This is a genomic window from Neopusillimonas aromaticivorans (assembly GCF_030344915.1).
Lineage (GTDB): Bacteria > Pseudomonadota > Gammaproteobacteria > Burkholderiales > Burkholderiaceae_B > Neopusillimonas > Neopusillimonas aromaticivorans.
Genome location: NZ_CP128233.1, coordinates 3,133,964 through 3,149,528, shown reverse-complemented (window position 1 = coordinate 3,149,528; position 15,565 = coordinate 3,133,964). Strand labels below are relative to the sequence as shown.

Annotated in this window: 13 protein-coding genes and 3 pseudogenes; 12 read left to right on the top strand and 4 right to left on the bottom strand. The window is 55.8% G+C overall.

Annotation, left to right across the window (positions count from 1 at the left end; genetic code table 11):
• The first annotated feature begins 296 nt into the window (after positions 1–296).
• The 5 genes from N7E01_RS17515 (at position 297) to N7E01_RS17495 (ending at position 7,403) form a co-directional block, all read left to right on the top strand.
• Positions 297–2,228, top strand: coding sequence for a diguanylate cyclase domain-containing protein (locus N7E01_RS17515; protein WP_289173804.1), 1,932 nt, complete (start codon positions 297–299; stop codon positions 2,226–2,228).
• Positions 2,229–2,298: 70 nt separating this feature from the next.
• Positions 2,299–3,618 carry a sensor histidine kinase gene (locus N7E01_RS17510; protein ID WP_289173803.1) on the top strand — a complete coding sequence of 440 codons (1,320 nt, stop codon included), beginning with the start codon at positions 2,299–2,301 and terminating at the stop codon, positions 3,616–3,618.
• Positions 3,554–4,921 (top strand): response regulator c-di-GMP phosphodiesterase, NosR family, encoded by a 1,368-nt coding sequence (gene nosR, locus N7E01_RS17505; protein ID WP_289173802.1) that lies wholly within the window; start codon positions 3,554–3,556, stop codon positions 4,919–4,921. The genes N7E01_RS17510 and nosR overlap by 65 nt, the downstream gene beginning before the upstream one ends.
• Positions 4,922–4,945: 24 nt before the next feature.
• The gene (locus N7E01_RS17500) at positions 4,946–6,166 is read left to right on the top strand and encodes a GGDEF domain-containing protein (RefSeq protein ID WP_289173801.1); all 1,221 of its coding nucleotides are present in this window, start codon (positions 4,946–4,948) and stop codon (positions 6,164–6,166) included.
• Positions 6,126–7,403, top strand: a complete 1,278-nt coding sequence (locus N7E01_RS17495) for an EAL domain-containing protein (protein WP_289173800.1) — start codon at positions 6,126–6,128, stop codon at positions 7,401–7,403. The genes N7E01_RS17500 and N7E01_RS17495 overlap by 41 nt, the downstream gene beginning before the upstream one ends.
• Here N7E01_RS17495 and N7E01_RS19170 read toward each other — a convergent pair.
• The gene (locus tag N7E01_RS19170; RefSeq protein ID WP_350494893.1) at positions 7,400–7,726 is read right to left on the bottom strand and encodes a tyrosine-type recombinase/integrase; all 327 of its coding nucleotides are present in this window, start codon (positions 7,724–7,726) and stop codon (positions 7,400–7,402) included. The genes N7E01_RS17495 and N7E01_RS19170 overlap by 4 nt on opposite strands.
• Positions 7,693–8,583: a tyrosine-type recombinase/integrase gene (locus N7E01_RS17490; protein WP_350494892.1), complete on the bottom strand. Its 891-nt coding sequence runs from the start codon at positions 8,581–8,583 to the stop codon at positions 7,693–7,695. The genes N7E01_RS19170 and N7E01_RS17490 overlap by 34 nt, the downstream gene beginning before the upstream one ends.
• Positions 8,584–8,792: 209 nt before the next feature.
• Here N7E01_RS17490 and N7E01_RS17485 point away from each other — a divergent pair, with 209 nt between their 5' ends.
• The 3 genes from N7E01_RS17485 to N7E01_RS17475 all read left to right on the top strand — a co-directional run bounded on the left by N7E01_RS17485 (position 8,793) and on the right by N7E01_RS17475 (position 9,956).
• A complete protein-coding gene (locus tag N7E01_RS17485) occupies positions 8,793–9,257 on the top strand; it encodes a DNA-binding protein (protein ID WP_350494891.1) in 465 nt (154 codons plus the stop codon).
• A gap of 148 nt (positions 9,258–9,405) precedes the next feature.
• Positions 9,406–9,573: a hypothetical protein gene (locus tag N7E01_RS17480; protein WP_289173799.1), complete on the top strand. Its 168-nt coding sequence runs from the start codon at positions 9,406–9,408 to the stop codon at positions 9,571–9,573.
• Entirely contained in the window at positions 9,561–9,956 is a 396-nt protein-coding gene (locus N7E01_RS17475; RefSeq protein WP_289173798.1) for a hypothetical protein, read from the top strand. Before N7E01_RS17480 ends, N7E01_RS17475 begins: the two co-directional genes overlap by 13 nt.
• Positions 9,957–10,316: 360 nt before the next feature.
• On the opposite strand, the pseudogene arsC reads toward N7E01_RS17475, so the two are convergent.
• Positions 10,317–10,747: pseudogene (arsC, locus tag N7E01_RS17470) on the bottom strand (arsenate reductase (glutaredoxin)).
• Between the two features lie 290 nt (positions 10,748–11,037).
• Here arsC and N7E01_RS19165 point away from each other — a divergent pair.
• From N7E01_RS19165 to N7E01_RS17440, 4 genes and pseudogenes are all read left to right on the top strand, one after another.
• Positions 11,038–12,124: pseudogene (locus N7E01_RS19165) on the top strand (ABC transporter permease).
• Positions 12,124–12,914, top strand: a pseudogene (locus tag N7E01_RS17450) (ABC transporter ATP-binding protein). The pseudogenes N7E01_RS19165 and N7E01_RS17450 overlap by 1 nt, the downstream one beginning before the upstream one ends.
• A 4-nt stretch (positions 12,915–12,918) precedes the next feature.
• On the top strand, positions 12,919–13,839 hold the full coding sequence (locus N7E01_RS17445) for an MlaD family protein (RefSeq protein ID WP_289173794.1): 921 nt from the start codon (positions 12,919–12,921) through the stop codon (positions 13,837–13,839).
• 151 nt (positions 13,840–13,990) lie between these two features.
• Positions 13,991–14,485 carry an ABC-type transport auxiliary lipoprotein family protein gene (locus tag N7E01_RS17440; RefSeq protein WP_289173793.1) on the top strand — a complete coding sequence of 165 codons (495 nt, stop codon included), beginning with the start codon at positions 13,991–13,993 and terminating at the stop codon, positions 14,483–14,485.
• Between the two features lie 78 nt (positions 14,486–14,563).
• On the opposite strand, the gene N7E01_RS17435 is transcribed toward N7E01_RS17440, so the two are convergent.
• On the bottom strand, positions 14,564–15,406 hold the full coding sequence (locus tag N7E01_RS17435; protein WP_289173792.1) for a response regulator transcription factor: 843 nt from the start codon (positions 15,404–15,406) through the stop codon (positions 14,564–14,566).
• Positions 15,407–15,565 lie beyond the last annotated feature (159 nt).

The window sequence follows — 15,565 nt, the reverse complement described above, 5'->3', positions numbered from 1 at the left end:
CGCATGGTTAACGCCCGGCCAGATCAATTTGAAACCTACCCGCTAGGCCTTAGCGCAGTGCAGGTCAACGAGCCTCCTTCTACGCAAGGGTTGCAATTGCTCTACGATGTTGTACAAACCCTGGCGGGTGCGCGCAGTTTGCGTGACGGCTTGCGAAACACCATAGAACGTATTGCACGGGTTGATGGCTGGGATCTCGGTGTCGCGTGGCTCAATACAACGACGGGTCTTAAATTTCAGGACTCCTGGAGCAGGCCCCGGTTAAATGCCGACGCGTTTCTGGAAACCTTGCGGCGTTGGCAACAAAAAAACCTTCCGAATGCCTGTCGTTACTGGCAGCCAACCAGCATGCCCTCGTTTTTATCCCGACGCTTGATGCGGATACGGATCACGAATGCAATCGCCAGGCCCGTGACATCGGCCTGGTGTCGGCGCTGGGCCTGCCCCTCATGGTGGGCAATACCCTGTATGGCGTCATCGAATTGTTCAGTTGTACCTTGCGTGAATGTCTTCCCGATACCCTGGGGCTGTTCAGGGCACTGAGCGCAGACATCGCCGGTTTCATCGAGGCCCGTCAGCTTGAGCAGCAATTACATGACAACAATGCCAAGCTGGCCGAGGCCCATCGCATTGCGCGCATGGCCTATTGGGAAATGAACCTGCAAACGCTCAAGCTGCATGGTAACGAAGACACGGCCATGGTGCTGGGTCTGACGCCCGACCGTCAGCTCAGAGATCTCCACGACCTGTATGCGCTGGTTCCCCCGGAAGATCATCCGAAACTTCAGGCCATGATAGCCGGGGCCCAGCAACTCGAGCATCCGATTGTGAATATTGAGCACCGGGTACGTAATGCCGACGGCACTGACCGCTACATTCTGGTTCAGGCTCAGGGTCGTTTCGACATCAACGGCAAGCCCGTGCGTATTACAGGTACGATCCAGGACATCACTGAACAGAAGCGTGCTGCTGCCCGGGCCCTGCAATCCGAGCATCGTTGGGAAATCGCGTTCCGGAACAGCCCTGTGGCCAGCCTTATCACCGAACTTGAAAGCGGGCTTTGTCTGGATGCCAACGACGAAATGCTGCGGTGTCTGGGCAAACTGGCTGAAGACGTCATCGGCAAGACCACGACCGAACTGCAACTCTGGCCACCCGGGCGCTCAAGACAGACGCTCATCGATCAGGTCAAGGAAAATGGCCGTGTACGCGATTTCGAACTGACCACGCACTTGGCGGGCAAAGAAGCCCATTTGCTCATCAATCTTGAAATCATCGACTTTGCCGATCGCGTCTGCCTGCTTGGGCAATGGATCAACGTCACCCGACAGAAGCAGCTCGAAGAGCGTTTGCGCCTTGCTGCTGCGGCACTTGAGTATGCGGGTGATGCCTTGGTCCTGATGGACCAGCGCGGCAATATCATTTCCATCAACCCGGCCTTCACCCAGGTCACGGGCTATACCGAAGAACAGGCGCTGGGCGAATGGTTTTTCGGGTTGGTGCACAAAGCCAGCGGTCGCCACGATAAAAGCTTTTTTCGCCAGGCCGTCAATTCGGTCGAAAGCGAAGGGACCTGGAAGGGTGAGGCCTGGGGCCGACGCGCCGACGGGGTGGTCATACCGACATTTTTAACCCTCAGTGCCATCCGTCATCCAATAAGCCATGACGTGACCCATTATGTCGGGGTGTTTTCGGACATTTCCAAACAAAAGGAATACGAAGCTCGCTTGCAGCAAATGGCGTGGTATGACGACCTGACCGGCGTGGCAAACCGCTCCTTGCTGATCGAACGGGGCAATCGCGCATTGCTCAACGCAGAACGTCATGACACGGTTGTTGCACTGTTGTTTGTCGATCTTGATCGTTTCAAGGCGGTCAACGACACGTATGGTCATGCGGCCGGTGATGAATTGCTGCGCCAGGTTGCCGAGCGGTTGTGCATCTGCGTGCGTGCCTCTGATACAGTTGCGCGTCTGGGCGGTGACGAATTCATAGTCCTGCTGCCCGAAGTTACTGAAGAAAACGGTGCGAATGTGGTCGCCGATAAAATCCAGCGGGCCTTGTCCGATCCGTTCCTTATTGACGGACATCATGTCGGTATTGGAGCCAGCATCGGTATTGCCCACTACCCCCAGGACGGGCTGGACATGCCCACCTTGCTGCAACAGGCCGATGAAGGTCTGTATCGGGTCAAACGGGCACTACGCGTTGACCCCGACGTGACGTGATCAGCGAGGTATTTGAAATTGCGGGGCCTTGCGCGTGCCAGCCGGCTCAGCAAGGTTGCTCAGGTACTGCATGCAAGAACTGATCAATGCACTCCCGCCTGACGCCCCGCTGGCCATCATCGTTCTTGATGCGGGCGGTGTCATCAAAGAAATCAATCACTGGATGGCGTCTTGGGCCGGCCTCGATAAAGAGGAGGTTAAAGGCAAGCCTGTCGAGCAGATCTTCCCCGAGGTTGCCTCACAACCCTGGCCGTTTTCGCGCACCACCAGTGCCAACACGGGGTCCCGATTGGCAACGGTACCCGACACCTTTCGGTTGGGCATCACGACGGGCAAGGGCGTGCTGGAAGCCTTGTTGTGCTTTCCTTGCGAAATGGCCGACGGCAGTACGGTGCATGCGCTGTTGTTTTACGACCCTCTCGATGGCCCGCTACACCACCATCAGTTTACGCAGGCGGTACAGCAACTGCAGAAAATCCAGCTGGAGCATCACGCGAGTCTCCTTGAGCGTCTTGAGTATACGCAGCAGCAACTGCTGCGTAACGAAAAAATGGCGGGCATCGGCGAACTTGCCGCCGGCGTGGCCCATGAAATCAATAACCCGACCGGTTATGTGTTTTCCAACCTGAAAACGCTTGAAGCGTATGTGCACGACATGCTGCGCATCATTGATGCAGTCGAGCACGTCGGGTCGCTCGATGAGCTGAGAGCGCTCAAGCGTACCCTTGAATATGATTACATCCGTAAGGACATTGAAGACCTTATCAACGAGTCGGAAGAGGGCGTCGGGCGTATCCGGACCATTGTTGGCGCATTGAAATATTTCGCACATGAAGACGACGCCGGGATGCGCGAAGCGGACTTGAATCAGGGCATCGATTCAACGGTCCTGGTGGCCCATAATGAAATCAAGTACAAGGCGCGTGTCGATATCTCTTTTGCTGAACTGCCCAAGGTGGTGTGCAACATTTCGCAGATCAATCAAGTGGTTATGAACTTGCTGATCAATGCGGCGCACGCTATTGAAGACTCTGGCACAATATCCATACGTACGGGCGCAGAGGGCCATTGGGTCTGGTTTGAAATCAAAGACAATGGGTGTGGCATGGCCCCCGACATCGTCGAGCGCCTCTTCGACCCGTTTTTCACCACCAAACCGGCGGGCAAAGGCACTGGACTGGGCCTGCCGCTGTCGTACAACATTATAAAAAACATAACGGTCGCATCGAGGTGCAGACCACGCCCGGAACAGGCACGGCATTCAGGGTCTGGTTACCCGTCCGGCCCGAGCTGGTTTCCGGCGAGACGCAGTAACGGAGGCAAACATGCAGGCAGGCACCCCGGCGGAAGTACATTCCGCAAAAGGCGCTGCCCTACTGATCGTCGATGACGAGCCCAATGTGGCGCGCAGCGTTGCGCGCTCGCTGCGTGCGCGTCCCTTTGACATCCACACGGCGCACAACGGTGACGATGCTCTTGAAATCATGGGCCACACTACGATTGACCTGGTGCTGTGCGACAGTCGCATGCCCGGCATGGACGGCCCGACCCTGCTGCGCGAAATCGGACAGCAGTGGCCAGGCGTCATGCGCATCCTGTTTACCGGCTTTGACGACAATGCCCAGACCATCAAGGCCATCAACGAAGGGCGCATCTTTCGTTACATCAGCAAGCCCTGGGACGAACAGATCTTGCTCGAGGCCATTGATCAGGCACTGGCTTTTCAAAGTCTCGAACGCGACCGTGCCCGACTGCTTCAGCTGACCCATGAACAAAACGAAGCACTGCACCACGCCAATGCCACGCTTGAGTCGCGTGTCGAACAGCGCACCGCTGAACTATCCGCCGCAACGGCTCAGTTGTCGGTCGCCAATAAGGCGCTCAAGCAATCTTACGTAACCGCCACCGAATTATTTTCATCGTTACTGAGCCAACGCCTGCCACCCAGTCGTAAAACCAACGAGGCCGTGATACGTTTGGTGCGCGAGTTCTGCGCCCGTAAAAAATACGCAGAGAAATTTACCGATGACCTGGTGATGGCGGCCGCCTTGTATAACGTCGGCAAATTGACCTGGACGGATCCTCTGATCGCTTTGCCGCCTGAAACCATGAGCTTCGAACAGCGCCAGCGCTATCGTGAATATCCGGTCACCGGCGAACGGTTGTTGCTGCCGCTGGAAATTGCCCAGGATGCCGCCCACATGATCCGTCATCACCAAGAGCGCTGGGATGGCACGGGTTTTCCTGATGCCCTGGCGGGTGATGCCATTCCGTTGGGTTCGCGAATCCTTAAACTGGCTGTCGATCTTGTGGAAATTCGCATGGGGATGGTGGCCTCGCGCAAGGTACCGCTTGAAGAATTGCTTGATTCACTGCCAGAGTATGCCGGCCGTTTGTATGACCCGGTGCTGGCTGAAGATTTTGTGCAAATGGTGCGTGAGCGCGAGAAAATCGCCAGGCGGGCCAATGAATCGGTCACAACGCATACCACCGATTCGGTGCGGCCCGATATGGTAATCGCACGTAACCTTCTGGCCCAGGATGGCATGTTGCTGTTGCGAGAAGGCACAGTCATTACGCCACGTCTCATTGCAAAACTTCAAGGGTTTGAAGAGAACGAAGGGGTTCGTTACACCTTGCATGTCCTTAATCCGTCACTCAAACCCGAGGTCTCTGATGACGCCCCAGAATGAAAACAATGCAATCCGGGGTTGCATGTGGTTTTACCCGGCAAGACACTGGCCTGGTTTGGGGTTGTTGGCCTGCTTGACGCGGTCTGGTCAGAGCATTACCTGAATGCTCCGGCATTGTTCAGCAGCGGGTCCCTGATTGCGTTGTTGCTGTGCGGCCTTGCGCTGGTGGCCCTGTTGCGGCTTCCTGTCATCAGTCCGTGGCTTTCGTTGGCCGCGTTTGCTGTAGGGCTAACGCAGGGCGTGGTGCACGGCCAATGGGCCTTGTTGCCGCTGTCGGTCGCTGTCGGTGTTTTTATCGCCGCATGGGTGCAACGCTTCAAGATGCGGTATCGCTGGCTGGGTTGGCTGGCGGCGCTGTCTTGTTTGGCTGTGGCGGTTGCCTGCGTGCTGGGGCAGCCCGGTTTGCGTGGTGCCGACCTGCTTGCGCCCGGTGTGCGTACACACATTGACGCCATGCTGGCGGTACTGGGTGCTTATTCCATTTTCATGGCCTCGTTAAGGCCGCTGGCCCCTCCGGTAAACAACAAGTGGCTGGTTCTCATTACGGTGATGGGGTCACTGCTGGCGGCCATTGCCTGGTTTGTTCTGGCGGAACAGGAGCGGCAGTTTCAGCTGGGTCTTGACCCATCCGGTTTCAGCATGTCAACGCCAGCGCTGCTGATTCCGCTGAATCAGTGGCTGCCCGACCTGATCTTTTCGGTCTGTTTTGCGTTCACCTGGATGATGACGCGCACGACCCGTTTGTCGGTGGTGTTGTTGCAGCGTTCAAAAGATCTGGAATATGCCTCGCTGCACGACCATCTTACCGGCCTGCCCAACAAGCGCAACCTGATCCACGCCATCGAGACAACCTGTACGCAATGTCAGCAAACCGGCGAGAGTGTCGGGTTGGTCTTGCTTGACCTGAACGGCTTGAAACTCATTAATGATTCGATCGGGTTGGAGGCCGGTGACCAGGTACTGAAAGAAGTCGCCCGACGCATTCGCGAGGTTGTCGCTGCCCGTCATCTGGTGGCTCGCCTTGAAGGTGACGAATTCGTCGTTTTGATGCGCGGCGTCAACAAGCTGGATGCCATACAGTGCGCGCGAGCGATTCTGGCCGTCATTGGCCAACCTTACCATCACAGCGGCATCGAGCTGCATCTGACGGCGAGTGCCGGCCTGACGTCTACTGAAGGGGGCTGCCACCGACCCGGGTATGCTGTTGCGTCAGGCGGACCTGGCCATTACCTTTGCCAAACATAGCGGCCGCAATACCTGGCGTGAGTATGCGCCCGAGCTCAGTCGCGACGTGGATACGCGTCTGGCATTACGCGCTGAACTTCAAAAAGCCCTGGATCACAACCATTTCGTTATGCATTACCAGCCCATCATTAACGGGCATACGGGGCGTATTATGGGTGCGGAGGCCTTGATACGCTGGCCGCACCCGGAACGCGGTTTTATTTCACCGGCTGTATTTGTGCCGCTGGCCGAAGAGACCGGGCTGATTCATGCCCTTAGCCACTGGGTACTTGAAGCGGCCTGTCGTGACTTGCGCTGGCTGCAAAGCCAGGCGGTGGTTGATTTTCCTTTTGTCATCAATATTTCGCCCCTGCATTTCCAGCGCCCCGACTTCACCCAGGAAGTTCAGGACATGCTGGCCCGCTACCAGTTGACACCCAAGAATGTTGAAATTGAACTGACCGAAGGGCTGTTTCTGAACAACGTGCAAGAAACCATCGACAAGCTGAAGCATTTGCAATCGTTGGGCCTGAAAATTTCGATTGACGATTTTGGTACCGGCTACTCCAGCTTGCGCTATCTGAAAAACTTGCCGATCGACAAGATCAAGATCGATCGTTCGTTTGTTCAGGAAATTGTGTCCGATCGGAACGATGCGGCCATCAGCAAAGCCATCATCGGGCTGGCCCACCACCTGAACCTTCGTGTTGTGGCCGAAGGGGTGGAAACCCCCGCACAATACTGGTATCTGAAACGCAATTTTTGCGACGAGTTCCAGGGTTACCTGTTTTCTCGCCCTGAACCTGTCGACAAATGGGCACAGCGCTTGCAGGTAACAGGCGGCATTGTGGCGTTGCCAACCCAGGAAGACAACATTGATCACGAGCGCACCTTGCTGTTGCTTGATGATGAAGAAAACATCCTGAAAGCCTTGCATCGTTTGCTGCGGCGCGATGGCTACAAGATTTTTCATGCCCGCACGTCGCAGGAAGCGTTTGACATTCTGGCAGTGCACCCGATACGCGTCATTTTGTCTGACCAACGTTTGCAGGAAACCACCGGCACCGAGTTTTTTGCCAAGGTCAAAAATCTGTATCCGGATACCGTGCGAATCATCTTGTCGGGCTATTCTGACCTGAAATCAGTCACTGAAGCCATCAATCATGGGGCCATTTACAAGTTTCTGACCAAACCCTGGGACGAAGCCGATCTGCGTCAGGAACTGGCCCAGGCGTTCAAGGTGGCCGTACGGCGTTAAGCTTGCCAGTCGAGTTTGTGGTGTTTCTCGGTTTCCTCGTGTCGGGCGTCGTCAGTGGAGTGTAAATAAATATTGGTTGTGGTCAGCGATTCATGACCCAATGTGTCGCGCACATGGCGAAGGTCGATCTGCTTGTTGGCCATGTGCGAACCCGCCGTATGCCGCAGCCAGTGTGCTGACGCCTGTTCGAGCTGCTCTGCCTGCCATTCCTGTTCAGGGTTACGGTAGCGAATTTGTTGTGCAGCCCTTGAGAAGACGGCCTTGATGATCGTGTGAACGGCGGCTCGGGTCAGGGGCCGCTGCGGGAGCCCCAGCGGAAGCACGAGCGGTGTTGTTTCGCCGGCGGCGGGGAAGGGAGAAAGATTTTTTCACGCCGGTAGTCCACCAGTTCACCCATCAATTCAGAAGTTACCGGGATAGTGCGTTTTTTGTCACCTTTGCCGGTTATCTCCAGCCACCAGCGGTTTTCACCGTGGCCATCCTGTCGACAAAAGAAGCCGCCCATGGTGTTCTGCGTCACTTCTGAAATACGCAAGCCACACCCATACAGCAACGAAAAGAGCCAGCGTACGCGCCGATAGTGCTCACGCTCGCGTGCGGTTGACTGAGGCATTGCCTGGATGCTCGTCTTTACATCAGCCCAGATCGCTTCGCTGAGATAGCGTGTGACACGGGCTGTCGTGCGCCGGGTCCTCTGGCGGGATAGCGAGAGTGGATTGCCGGCCAGATATCCGGCCGAAACCAGCCATGAAAACATGGCGTTCAGGATGATCACGGACTGGCGTTGGCTGGCCTGTCCCAAAGGCCCGGCGAAAGGGCGCCAGTCGGGGTGGGCTCGTGCCACTTTACGGCCGGGTGGCATGACCCATTGGGCTGCCGGTTGCGGGTCGGCCAGAAATCGTTGATAGGCGAGCATGTCTTCATGGGTGAGCGAGGAGACCGGCTTTCGTTGCGAAACGGTTGCCCACAGCAGCAGACGTTCGGCTTCTTTGCGATAGCTGTTGAACGTATGCTGCGACCCGGTAAAGCGGGCAAGCCAGGCATTGATGGCCTCGATATCGTTCGTCGCAGCCAATTGCGAGCGGCCATCGGATACGCGGTTGGCACCCTGGCTGCCATCGTAGTCGACCGACAGCACGATGTTGTCATTCAGCGGTGTTCGTACGAGATCAGAGGACATGACAGTAATGGTAATGGTGCGCAGACGATAAGTGGCGGGTACGGGTACGGGTACGGGTACGGGTACGGGTACGGGTACGGCAAATCATTATTTCAGATCTTCCCATCAATAATTTGACATTATACAAGTAATGTCAAATTTAATAATTGGATCGTTAGATTTATTACGTATTACGTAGTAATATTTAATAAATCCAATAAAGATAATCTATGAACACGCCAACGCCAACGCCAACGCCAACGCCTATCGACATCGACGCTGCCCTTGTGCGTGACGTTGATGCGCTGCGTGAAAATTTCCGACATACGCCAGATCTTTACCGTGAGGTCTGCGCGTTATTGTTTTTCCGCTATGGCATCACACCCACCACCAACAAGCTCTACCAGCTGGTAAAGAAGGGCAGCATGAGCGCCCCATCACAGGCGCTGACAGCGTTCTGGCAAGAACTGCGCGATAAAAGCAGGGTACGTATCGAACATCCCGATTTACCTGAAGCCCTTGCGGCCACGGCTGGCGAATTGGTCGCATCACTGTGGTCAAATGCCCAGGCTACGGCCGACCAAGCGTTGCAGGCCTATCGGCAAGAGGCCGATGCTGCCGTACAGCAGATGCGTGCCGAGGTGGCCGCTGCCGAAGCGGATAAAAAGGGCTCTTGCACACCATCGATCACCTGAATAGCGAACTGCGGCGCGCCAATGAACAGTTGACTGCGCAACGCGACGAACTGATTACGGCGGCAGCGCTGCAGTCAGCGTTGCAGGCTGCGCTGGATGATGAAAAAATGTCTCAGATAACTTGCAGCGCCAGCTGGAAGCCGCTCGTTTGCAATTTGGCTCTGAACTTGAAAAGTTGCGCGATGCCGCCCGTCTTGCCGATGAGCGTACCCGGGCTACCGAAAAACGCTTATTGCTTGAAATCGACCGTGAACGAACCCTGCAGGTCGCCGCGCGAAAGAAGCAGAAGCACTTGCGGCCGACTTGCGTCATCTGACCGGTCAGCACAAGCAAGAAGTAATGGCCATGCAGCAAGAGTTGGGCATTGCACGTCACGACAATGGCAAGCTCGAGGGCGAATTAAGTGCAGCCACACAGCGTCTTGAGCAGGCTCTCAATCAGGCGGCAAGTCTTCAAGACCAGTTGCACCAGGCGAACTCGCGAACGGCAGTGCTGCAGCTACGCCTTGAAGGCATCCGTGAACAGGTCAGGGCAGGGCAGCGACAAAAAAGCGCCGTCCCGACACCCGGTCACTGTTTTCCCGATATGCGACCAAAACCAAAGATACGTCCTGATCAGATGGCCGTGCCTCCATTAAACAGAGGATTCATGGTTTGGGCCCGGTCCCAATCTGTGGCTGCCCGTGTCGGTCAACCGTAACTTATTTGATACACCCACTATACGCTTTTAACCACGCATCAATGTGGTCAACGCGGTCGTTCAGACGCTATGGCCCAGGTCGGTCTGGGCGAATGGTCTGGGGATTGTTGGCGCTATTGTCTTGTCGATCTGGGCCGGCTCGATGCTTTACCGCAGCGTGGAAAACAAACATTGGGCAAGATGTCATCCGGCAACGGGCCTTTTTAAAAGACAGCACAATCTGAATTGATCAATGCAGCGTTTTAAAAGCCGTCCCATTTAATCCTCGACTTTACATAATATACATTATGCGTATTCAACGGCATGCTGCAGATCGTGCGGACTGCAACGGATACGACCCGGTTGCAAATTTAAGCGTAATTATCCGTTTTTGACCTGTTGGCCACTGGCGTCCAGCATCGGGGTGCCATCTTCCTTGGAAAAAGCCTTTGCCGGCATGGGGGCAAAATTTCAAGGGCCACTTCCGACGGACGACAGAGCCGTGTTCCTTTATCTGTTACGACAAACGGGCGATTCAACAAAATGGGGTGGGCCACGATGGCATCGAGCAACTGCTCTTCGGTCAGGTCGGGGTTATCCAGGCCCATCTCTTGGTAAGGTGACCCTTTTTCGCGCAGGGCGGCGCGCACCGACAGGCCGGCATCCTTCACCAATTGGCGCACCGTGTCGCGGTCAGGCGGGTTCTCGAGATACAGCACAATTTCAGGCTCAATACCGGCGTGCCGGATCAGGGCCAGCGTATTGCGCGACGTACCGCACTTTGGATTGTGATAGATCGTGACTGCAGACATAAAAAACCTTTATTGATTCATGACCAACAAAGTTTACAACGTACCATTCGACAAAATATTTCGGCAGATATCCATCCGTATCGCGCTTTTTGCTAACATGCCCAACAGCACTTTTTAAAAAGCGGAGATTCATTATGAGCTCACCGCCATTTGCCGTACCCCGGTTTCACCAACCCGATCCCGGCCGCAGTTTTACCTGACCTGGCCGGATGTTTTGCATGTAACGCATTGAACCCTGCGACCCGGCCCCTTCCCTGCACTACGTCACGACACCGTCCGGCAACACCCTGGTGCTGGCTGGCGACTGGACGCTGGATCACTTCAATGAACTATCGCGGCAGCTGACGGCGCAGCAAGCCTCCAGGGGCGCTTCACCTGATACGATCGACTTTTCCGGGCTGGATGCCATTGATACCGCCGGCGGGCAACTACTCCACGATTGGTTGGGAAAGCGTCTTGATGTCATTTTGTCAGCGACGCCAAACGGGCTTTCACCCGAGCGTCTGGCCTTGCTGAAAGCGGTTATCCAGGCTGCCGAACTGTCTTCGAATACTGACGTCGCAGTACGCCGTCCCGACCCGGCACGGGAAATTCTGGGCCGCATCGGTGCCGCGCTGGAAACAACCTGGAAGCAGGTTCGTGATTTGCTGGGGTTCATGGGGGTGACCTTTGAAGCTTTGGCCCGTACGATGTTCAGGCCGTCCACCTGGCGGGTGACTGCGGTTTTCGCACAGCTTGAACAAACCGCGTTTAACGCGGTACCCATCATTGCCTTGTTGACGTTCATGGTGGGCGCTGTTGTGGCATTTCTGGGGGCCACCATTCTGACCGGGTTCGGGGCATCGATATATACCATCAATCTGGTGACGTTTTCTTTTTGCGTGAGTTTGCCGTTTTACTCACGGCCATCCTGATGGCGGGTCGTACGGCCAGTGCGTTTACGGCACAACTGGGCGCCATGAAAGGGAATGAAGAAATTGATGCATTGCGCATGACAGGCCTTGACCCGGTTGTTCTGCTGGTGCTGCCGCGCATCATTGCCCTGCTGATCGCCCTGCCGCTACTGACGTTCATCGGCATGGTCTGCGGCATTCTGGGGGCATGCTGGTGTGCGCCATGTCGCTGGATATTTCGCCGACCATGTTCATGTCGATTTTCCAGCGCGACATACAAATCCGCCATTTTGTGCTCGGTATGGTCAAGGCCCCGATCTTTGCTTACCTGATCGCCATCATCGGTTGCCTTGAGGGGTTCAAGGTCAAAGGCAGTGCCCAGTCGCTGGGAGAGCACACCACATCGGCTGTCGTACAGTCGATTTTTATCGTCATTCTGGTTGATGCGGTGGCGGCCATGTTTTTTATGGAAATAGGCTGGTAATGAGCGACGCCGAACGCCCCGTCATCATTGAGGTTCGCGATGTCACCAACCAGTTTGGCAGCCATGTCGTGCATCAGCGCCTTGATCTTGATGTCTATAAAGGCGAAATTCTGGGGGTTGTGGGTGGGTCGGGTTCGGGAAAATCGGTACTGCTGCGTACCATAGTCGGGTTGCAACGGCCGGCATGCGGTACTGTGCGTATGGGTGACCTGATGGTTTTCCCGCCTTCGGGCGGCGAGCGCCAGACGCAACGTCGTTTCGGGGTGCTGTTTCAGCGGGGTGCGCTGTTTTCGTCGCTAACCGTGCTGGAAAACGTTTGTCTGCCCCTGATCGAGCATGCAGGCCTGACGCGGCCGCAAGCCGAACACCTGGCCCGGGTGAAATTGGGGATGGCCGGCTTGCCAGCCAAATCAGCCGACCAGTACCCCGCATCGTTGTCTGGCGGAATGATCAAGCGTGCAGCATTGGCACGGGCCTTGGCGCTTGACCCCGAAATACTGTTCCTTGATGAGCCGACTGCAGGCCTGGATCCGATCGGGGCGGGTGCGTTCGATGACCTTATCGTGACCCTGCGTAATGCCCTTGGCCTGACCGTATTTCTGGTCACGCATGACCTCGACACGCTCTACACCATTTGTGACCGTGTCGCTGTACTGTCACAAAAGAAAGTGCTGGTGGCCGATACCCTGCCCGTTGTCGAGGCCTGCGACGACCCTGGGTACACGACTATTTTCATGGCCCCCGCGGGCGATCTGCGCGCAATGTGGCCCATGCTTTAACCGACGAGTGAACTTATGGAACCGCGTGCCCACCACGTCATGATTGGCCTGTTTACCGTGATTGTTGTCGCGGCCGGGCTGATATTCGCCCTGTGGCTCGGAAAGTACGGCAAGAACACGGCCATGTCGAGCTATGTCATTGTTTTCAATGAACCGGTACGTGGTCTGGCTGCCGGCAGTGCCGTGCAATTCAATGGCATCAAGGTGGGCGAAGTGGTTGATTTGTCGCTGGATCCTGCCGATGTGCGGCACGTGCGGGCACTGATCAGCATACAGGCGGCCATTCCCATCAAAGTCGACACGCGTGCCCGTCTGGTGATTACCGGCATTACGGGGGTATCGGTTATTTCGCTCAGTTCAGGGCTGACTGACAGCCTGCCTCTGGCGAAAAAAGAGGGTCAACGCTACCCGGAACTGGTGGCAGTGCCCTCACCCATTTCACAACTCATGCAAAATGGTGATACCTTGCTGGCCAGCATGACCGAGCTGCTGCATAACGCCAATCTATTACTGTCCGGTGACAATGCCGCGCGCGTGAGTCGAACCCTCGAGAACCTCGAATCCGTTACGGCACTGTTTGCAGAGAAACGTGTCGATCTGGGCCAGTTGATTATGTCGATGGCAACGGCCAGCCAATCGTTGAACGACACCTTGCATGCTGTGAATCGGCTGGTTACCAACGAAGGCCAGGCGTCATTGCAAAGTGCCCGTCATGCCCTGGCCTCTGTCGACAAGGCGGCGACAGGTGTTGCTCGACTGGTTTCAGAAAATCAGGGGGCTGTTTCGGCGGGTGTCCAGGGGCTTGGCGAACTGGGGCCTACCTTGCAAGAATTGCGCATGACGCTGGCTGCATTACGGTCGACCCTGCTCAAACTCAATGACAATCCAACCGGTTACCTGCTGGGGTCCGAATCGCTCAAAGAGGTGGCACCATGAAACCCAACCGAATTTGTACGGTGCTGGCATGGGCAGCCACCGCACTGATGCTGTCCGCTTGTTCGGTTCTTCCGGAAAAAAACCGGTGACAGTTTACCAGTTACCTCTGCCGCCAATATCTGCCCAGGCCGGTTTGACCCGGCCTGACACAGTGCCTGAACCCTTTGCCGTTGAACGTCGTGTTTTGCGTGTCAACACCCCTGTCGCCAGCCCGACCCTGAACAGTGATCGCATTCTCGTATCGCAGGCACCCTATCAGGTGATGGCTTATCAGGGTGTACGCTGGAATGACCAGGTGCCGGGTATCGTGCGTAATCAGTTGGTGCAGATGCTCAGGGCCAGTAATCAGTGGCAGGCGGTGACCACCGACGCCACAACCGCGCGCGCAAATTACCACCTGGGTGGTGAATTGACCGATTTTCAGGTCTACGAACGTGACGGCCATCGCCAGGTCAGAATCCGGCTTGATGCCACCTTGACCCACGCCCAAACCAATCGAATTATCGCGGCATTCCCGTTCAGCGTAAGCCGTACTGTTGATGGCACCGAGTTCGATGCTGTGATCGGAGCTTTTGGTGACGCGGCGTCACAGTTAGGTAACGACGTGGCCCGATGGGTGGCCCGTCAGGTCAATGATTCGCGTTGAGTCAAGGGGAATTTAATCAAAGAAACACTGGCAGCGCGTTTCTTCATGTGAAACATCGCGCCTTGTTTCGAGTTTGTTTCAGGCGTATGCCTGACCCTCTTGCGGGCCCGTGTCGTTCAGAAGTCGCGCCCCTTTCTGGTGTGCAATATAAACAGCTTCGTTACGATTATGGGCGCCCAGCCGTTGGTACATGGCTTCAGTGTGTGCCTTGGCGGTACCCAATGAAATATCAAGCTCGCGTGCCACGGCTTTCAGGGACAGCCCTCGGGACAACAAGACCAGAACCGCGTACTGGCGTGGTGTCAGGCCCAGCTGGCAGGCTTCGTTCGGAACGGCTATGCCCGCCGCTTCAGGTTGGCGCGACGCTGCTGTCGGAAAGGTATAGACAGCGGATGCATCGGCCGGCAACGTTGCGGATAGGAGTTGTGCAGGTGGCCGGATCGGAATACGTGCTGCAACCACAGACGTACGATCAGAAACGATGCCCACTCGCCCCGAGACAGGCCAAGGAAAACAGGTATGACCATCAAACACCCTGCGTACGCCGTTTATAAAGACATCGGGCGCTGATGACTTATCGATGTAGCCTACGGCCTGAAGCGGCAGGGTCTCGATACTGCCAGGGTCGGGAAACCCTTCCGCCATGACGATGATGCGTTTGGGTGTAAACACCTTGATGCTGGCGGCCACAAGAGACCCCAGGCGTTCGGGTGATGCGATGGACAGCAGAAGTACGTCGGGCGGGAAGGCCGTGGGTGAAACCCGCTCAAGGTCTGCATAACCAAATCCCTGTAAAGTGGCGTCGGGCACGACTCTGGCCAGCAACTGCTCCAGCCCCGTACGCAGCAAGGTGTTACGGGCAACAATGGCAATGGTAATAATGGAAGTCCCCTTCGCGGCCCGCCTTGAAAGCTGCCACAAGATACTCCAGCGTACAGTGGTTTGAATATGAAAAAATGATATTCGTATCGTTCATTTTTTCTTTTTCATTACGCCGTTTTATCAAACACCAAGTAGATATTAAAAGTTATCGAAAGTAACTTAACGTTATGCATACGCACAGGCGTTAAACTTGATCAT

Coding starts and splice junctions, on each gene's coding strand:
- N7E01_RS17510 (WP_289173803.1), top strand. CDS start 2,299: ATGCAAGAACTGATCAATGCACTCCCGCCTGACGCCCCGCTGGCCATC.
- nosR (WP_289173802.1), top strand. CDS start 3,554: ATGCAGGCAGGCACCCCGGCGGAAGTACATTCCGCAAAAGGCGCTGCC.
- N7E01_RS17490 (WP_350494892.1), bottom strand. CDS start 8,583: ATGTCCTCTGATCTCGTACGAACACCGCTGAATGACAACATCGTGCTG.
- N7E01_RS17485 (WP_350494891.1), top strand. CDS start 8,793: ATGAACACGCCAACGCCAACGCCAACGCCAACGCCTATCGACATCGAC.
- N7E01_RS17445 (WP_289173794.1), top strand. CDS start 12,919: ATGGAACCGCGTGCCCACCACGTCATGATTGGCCTGTTTACCGTGATT.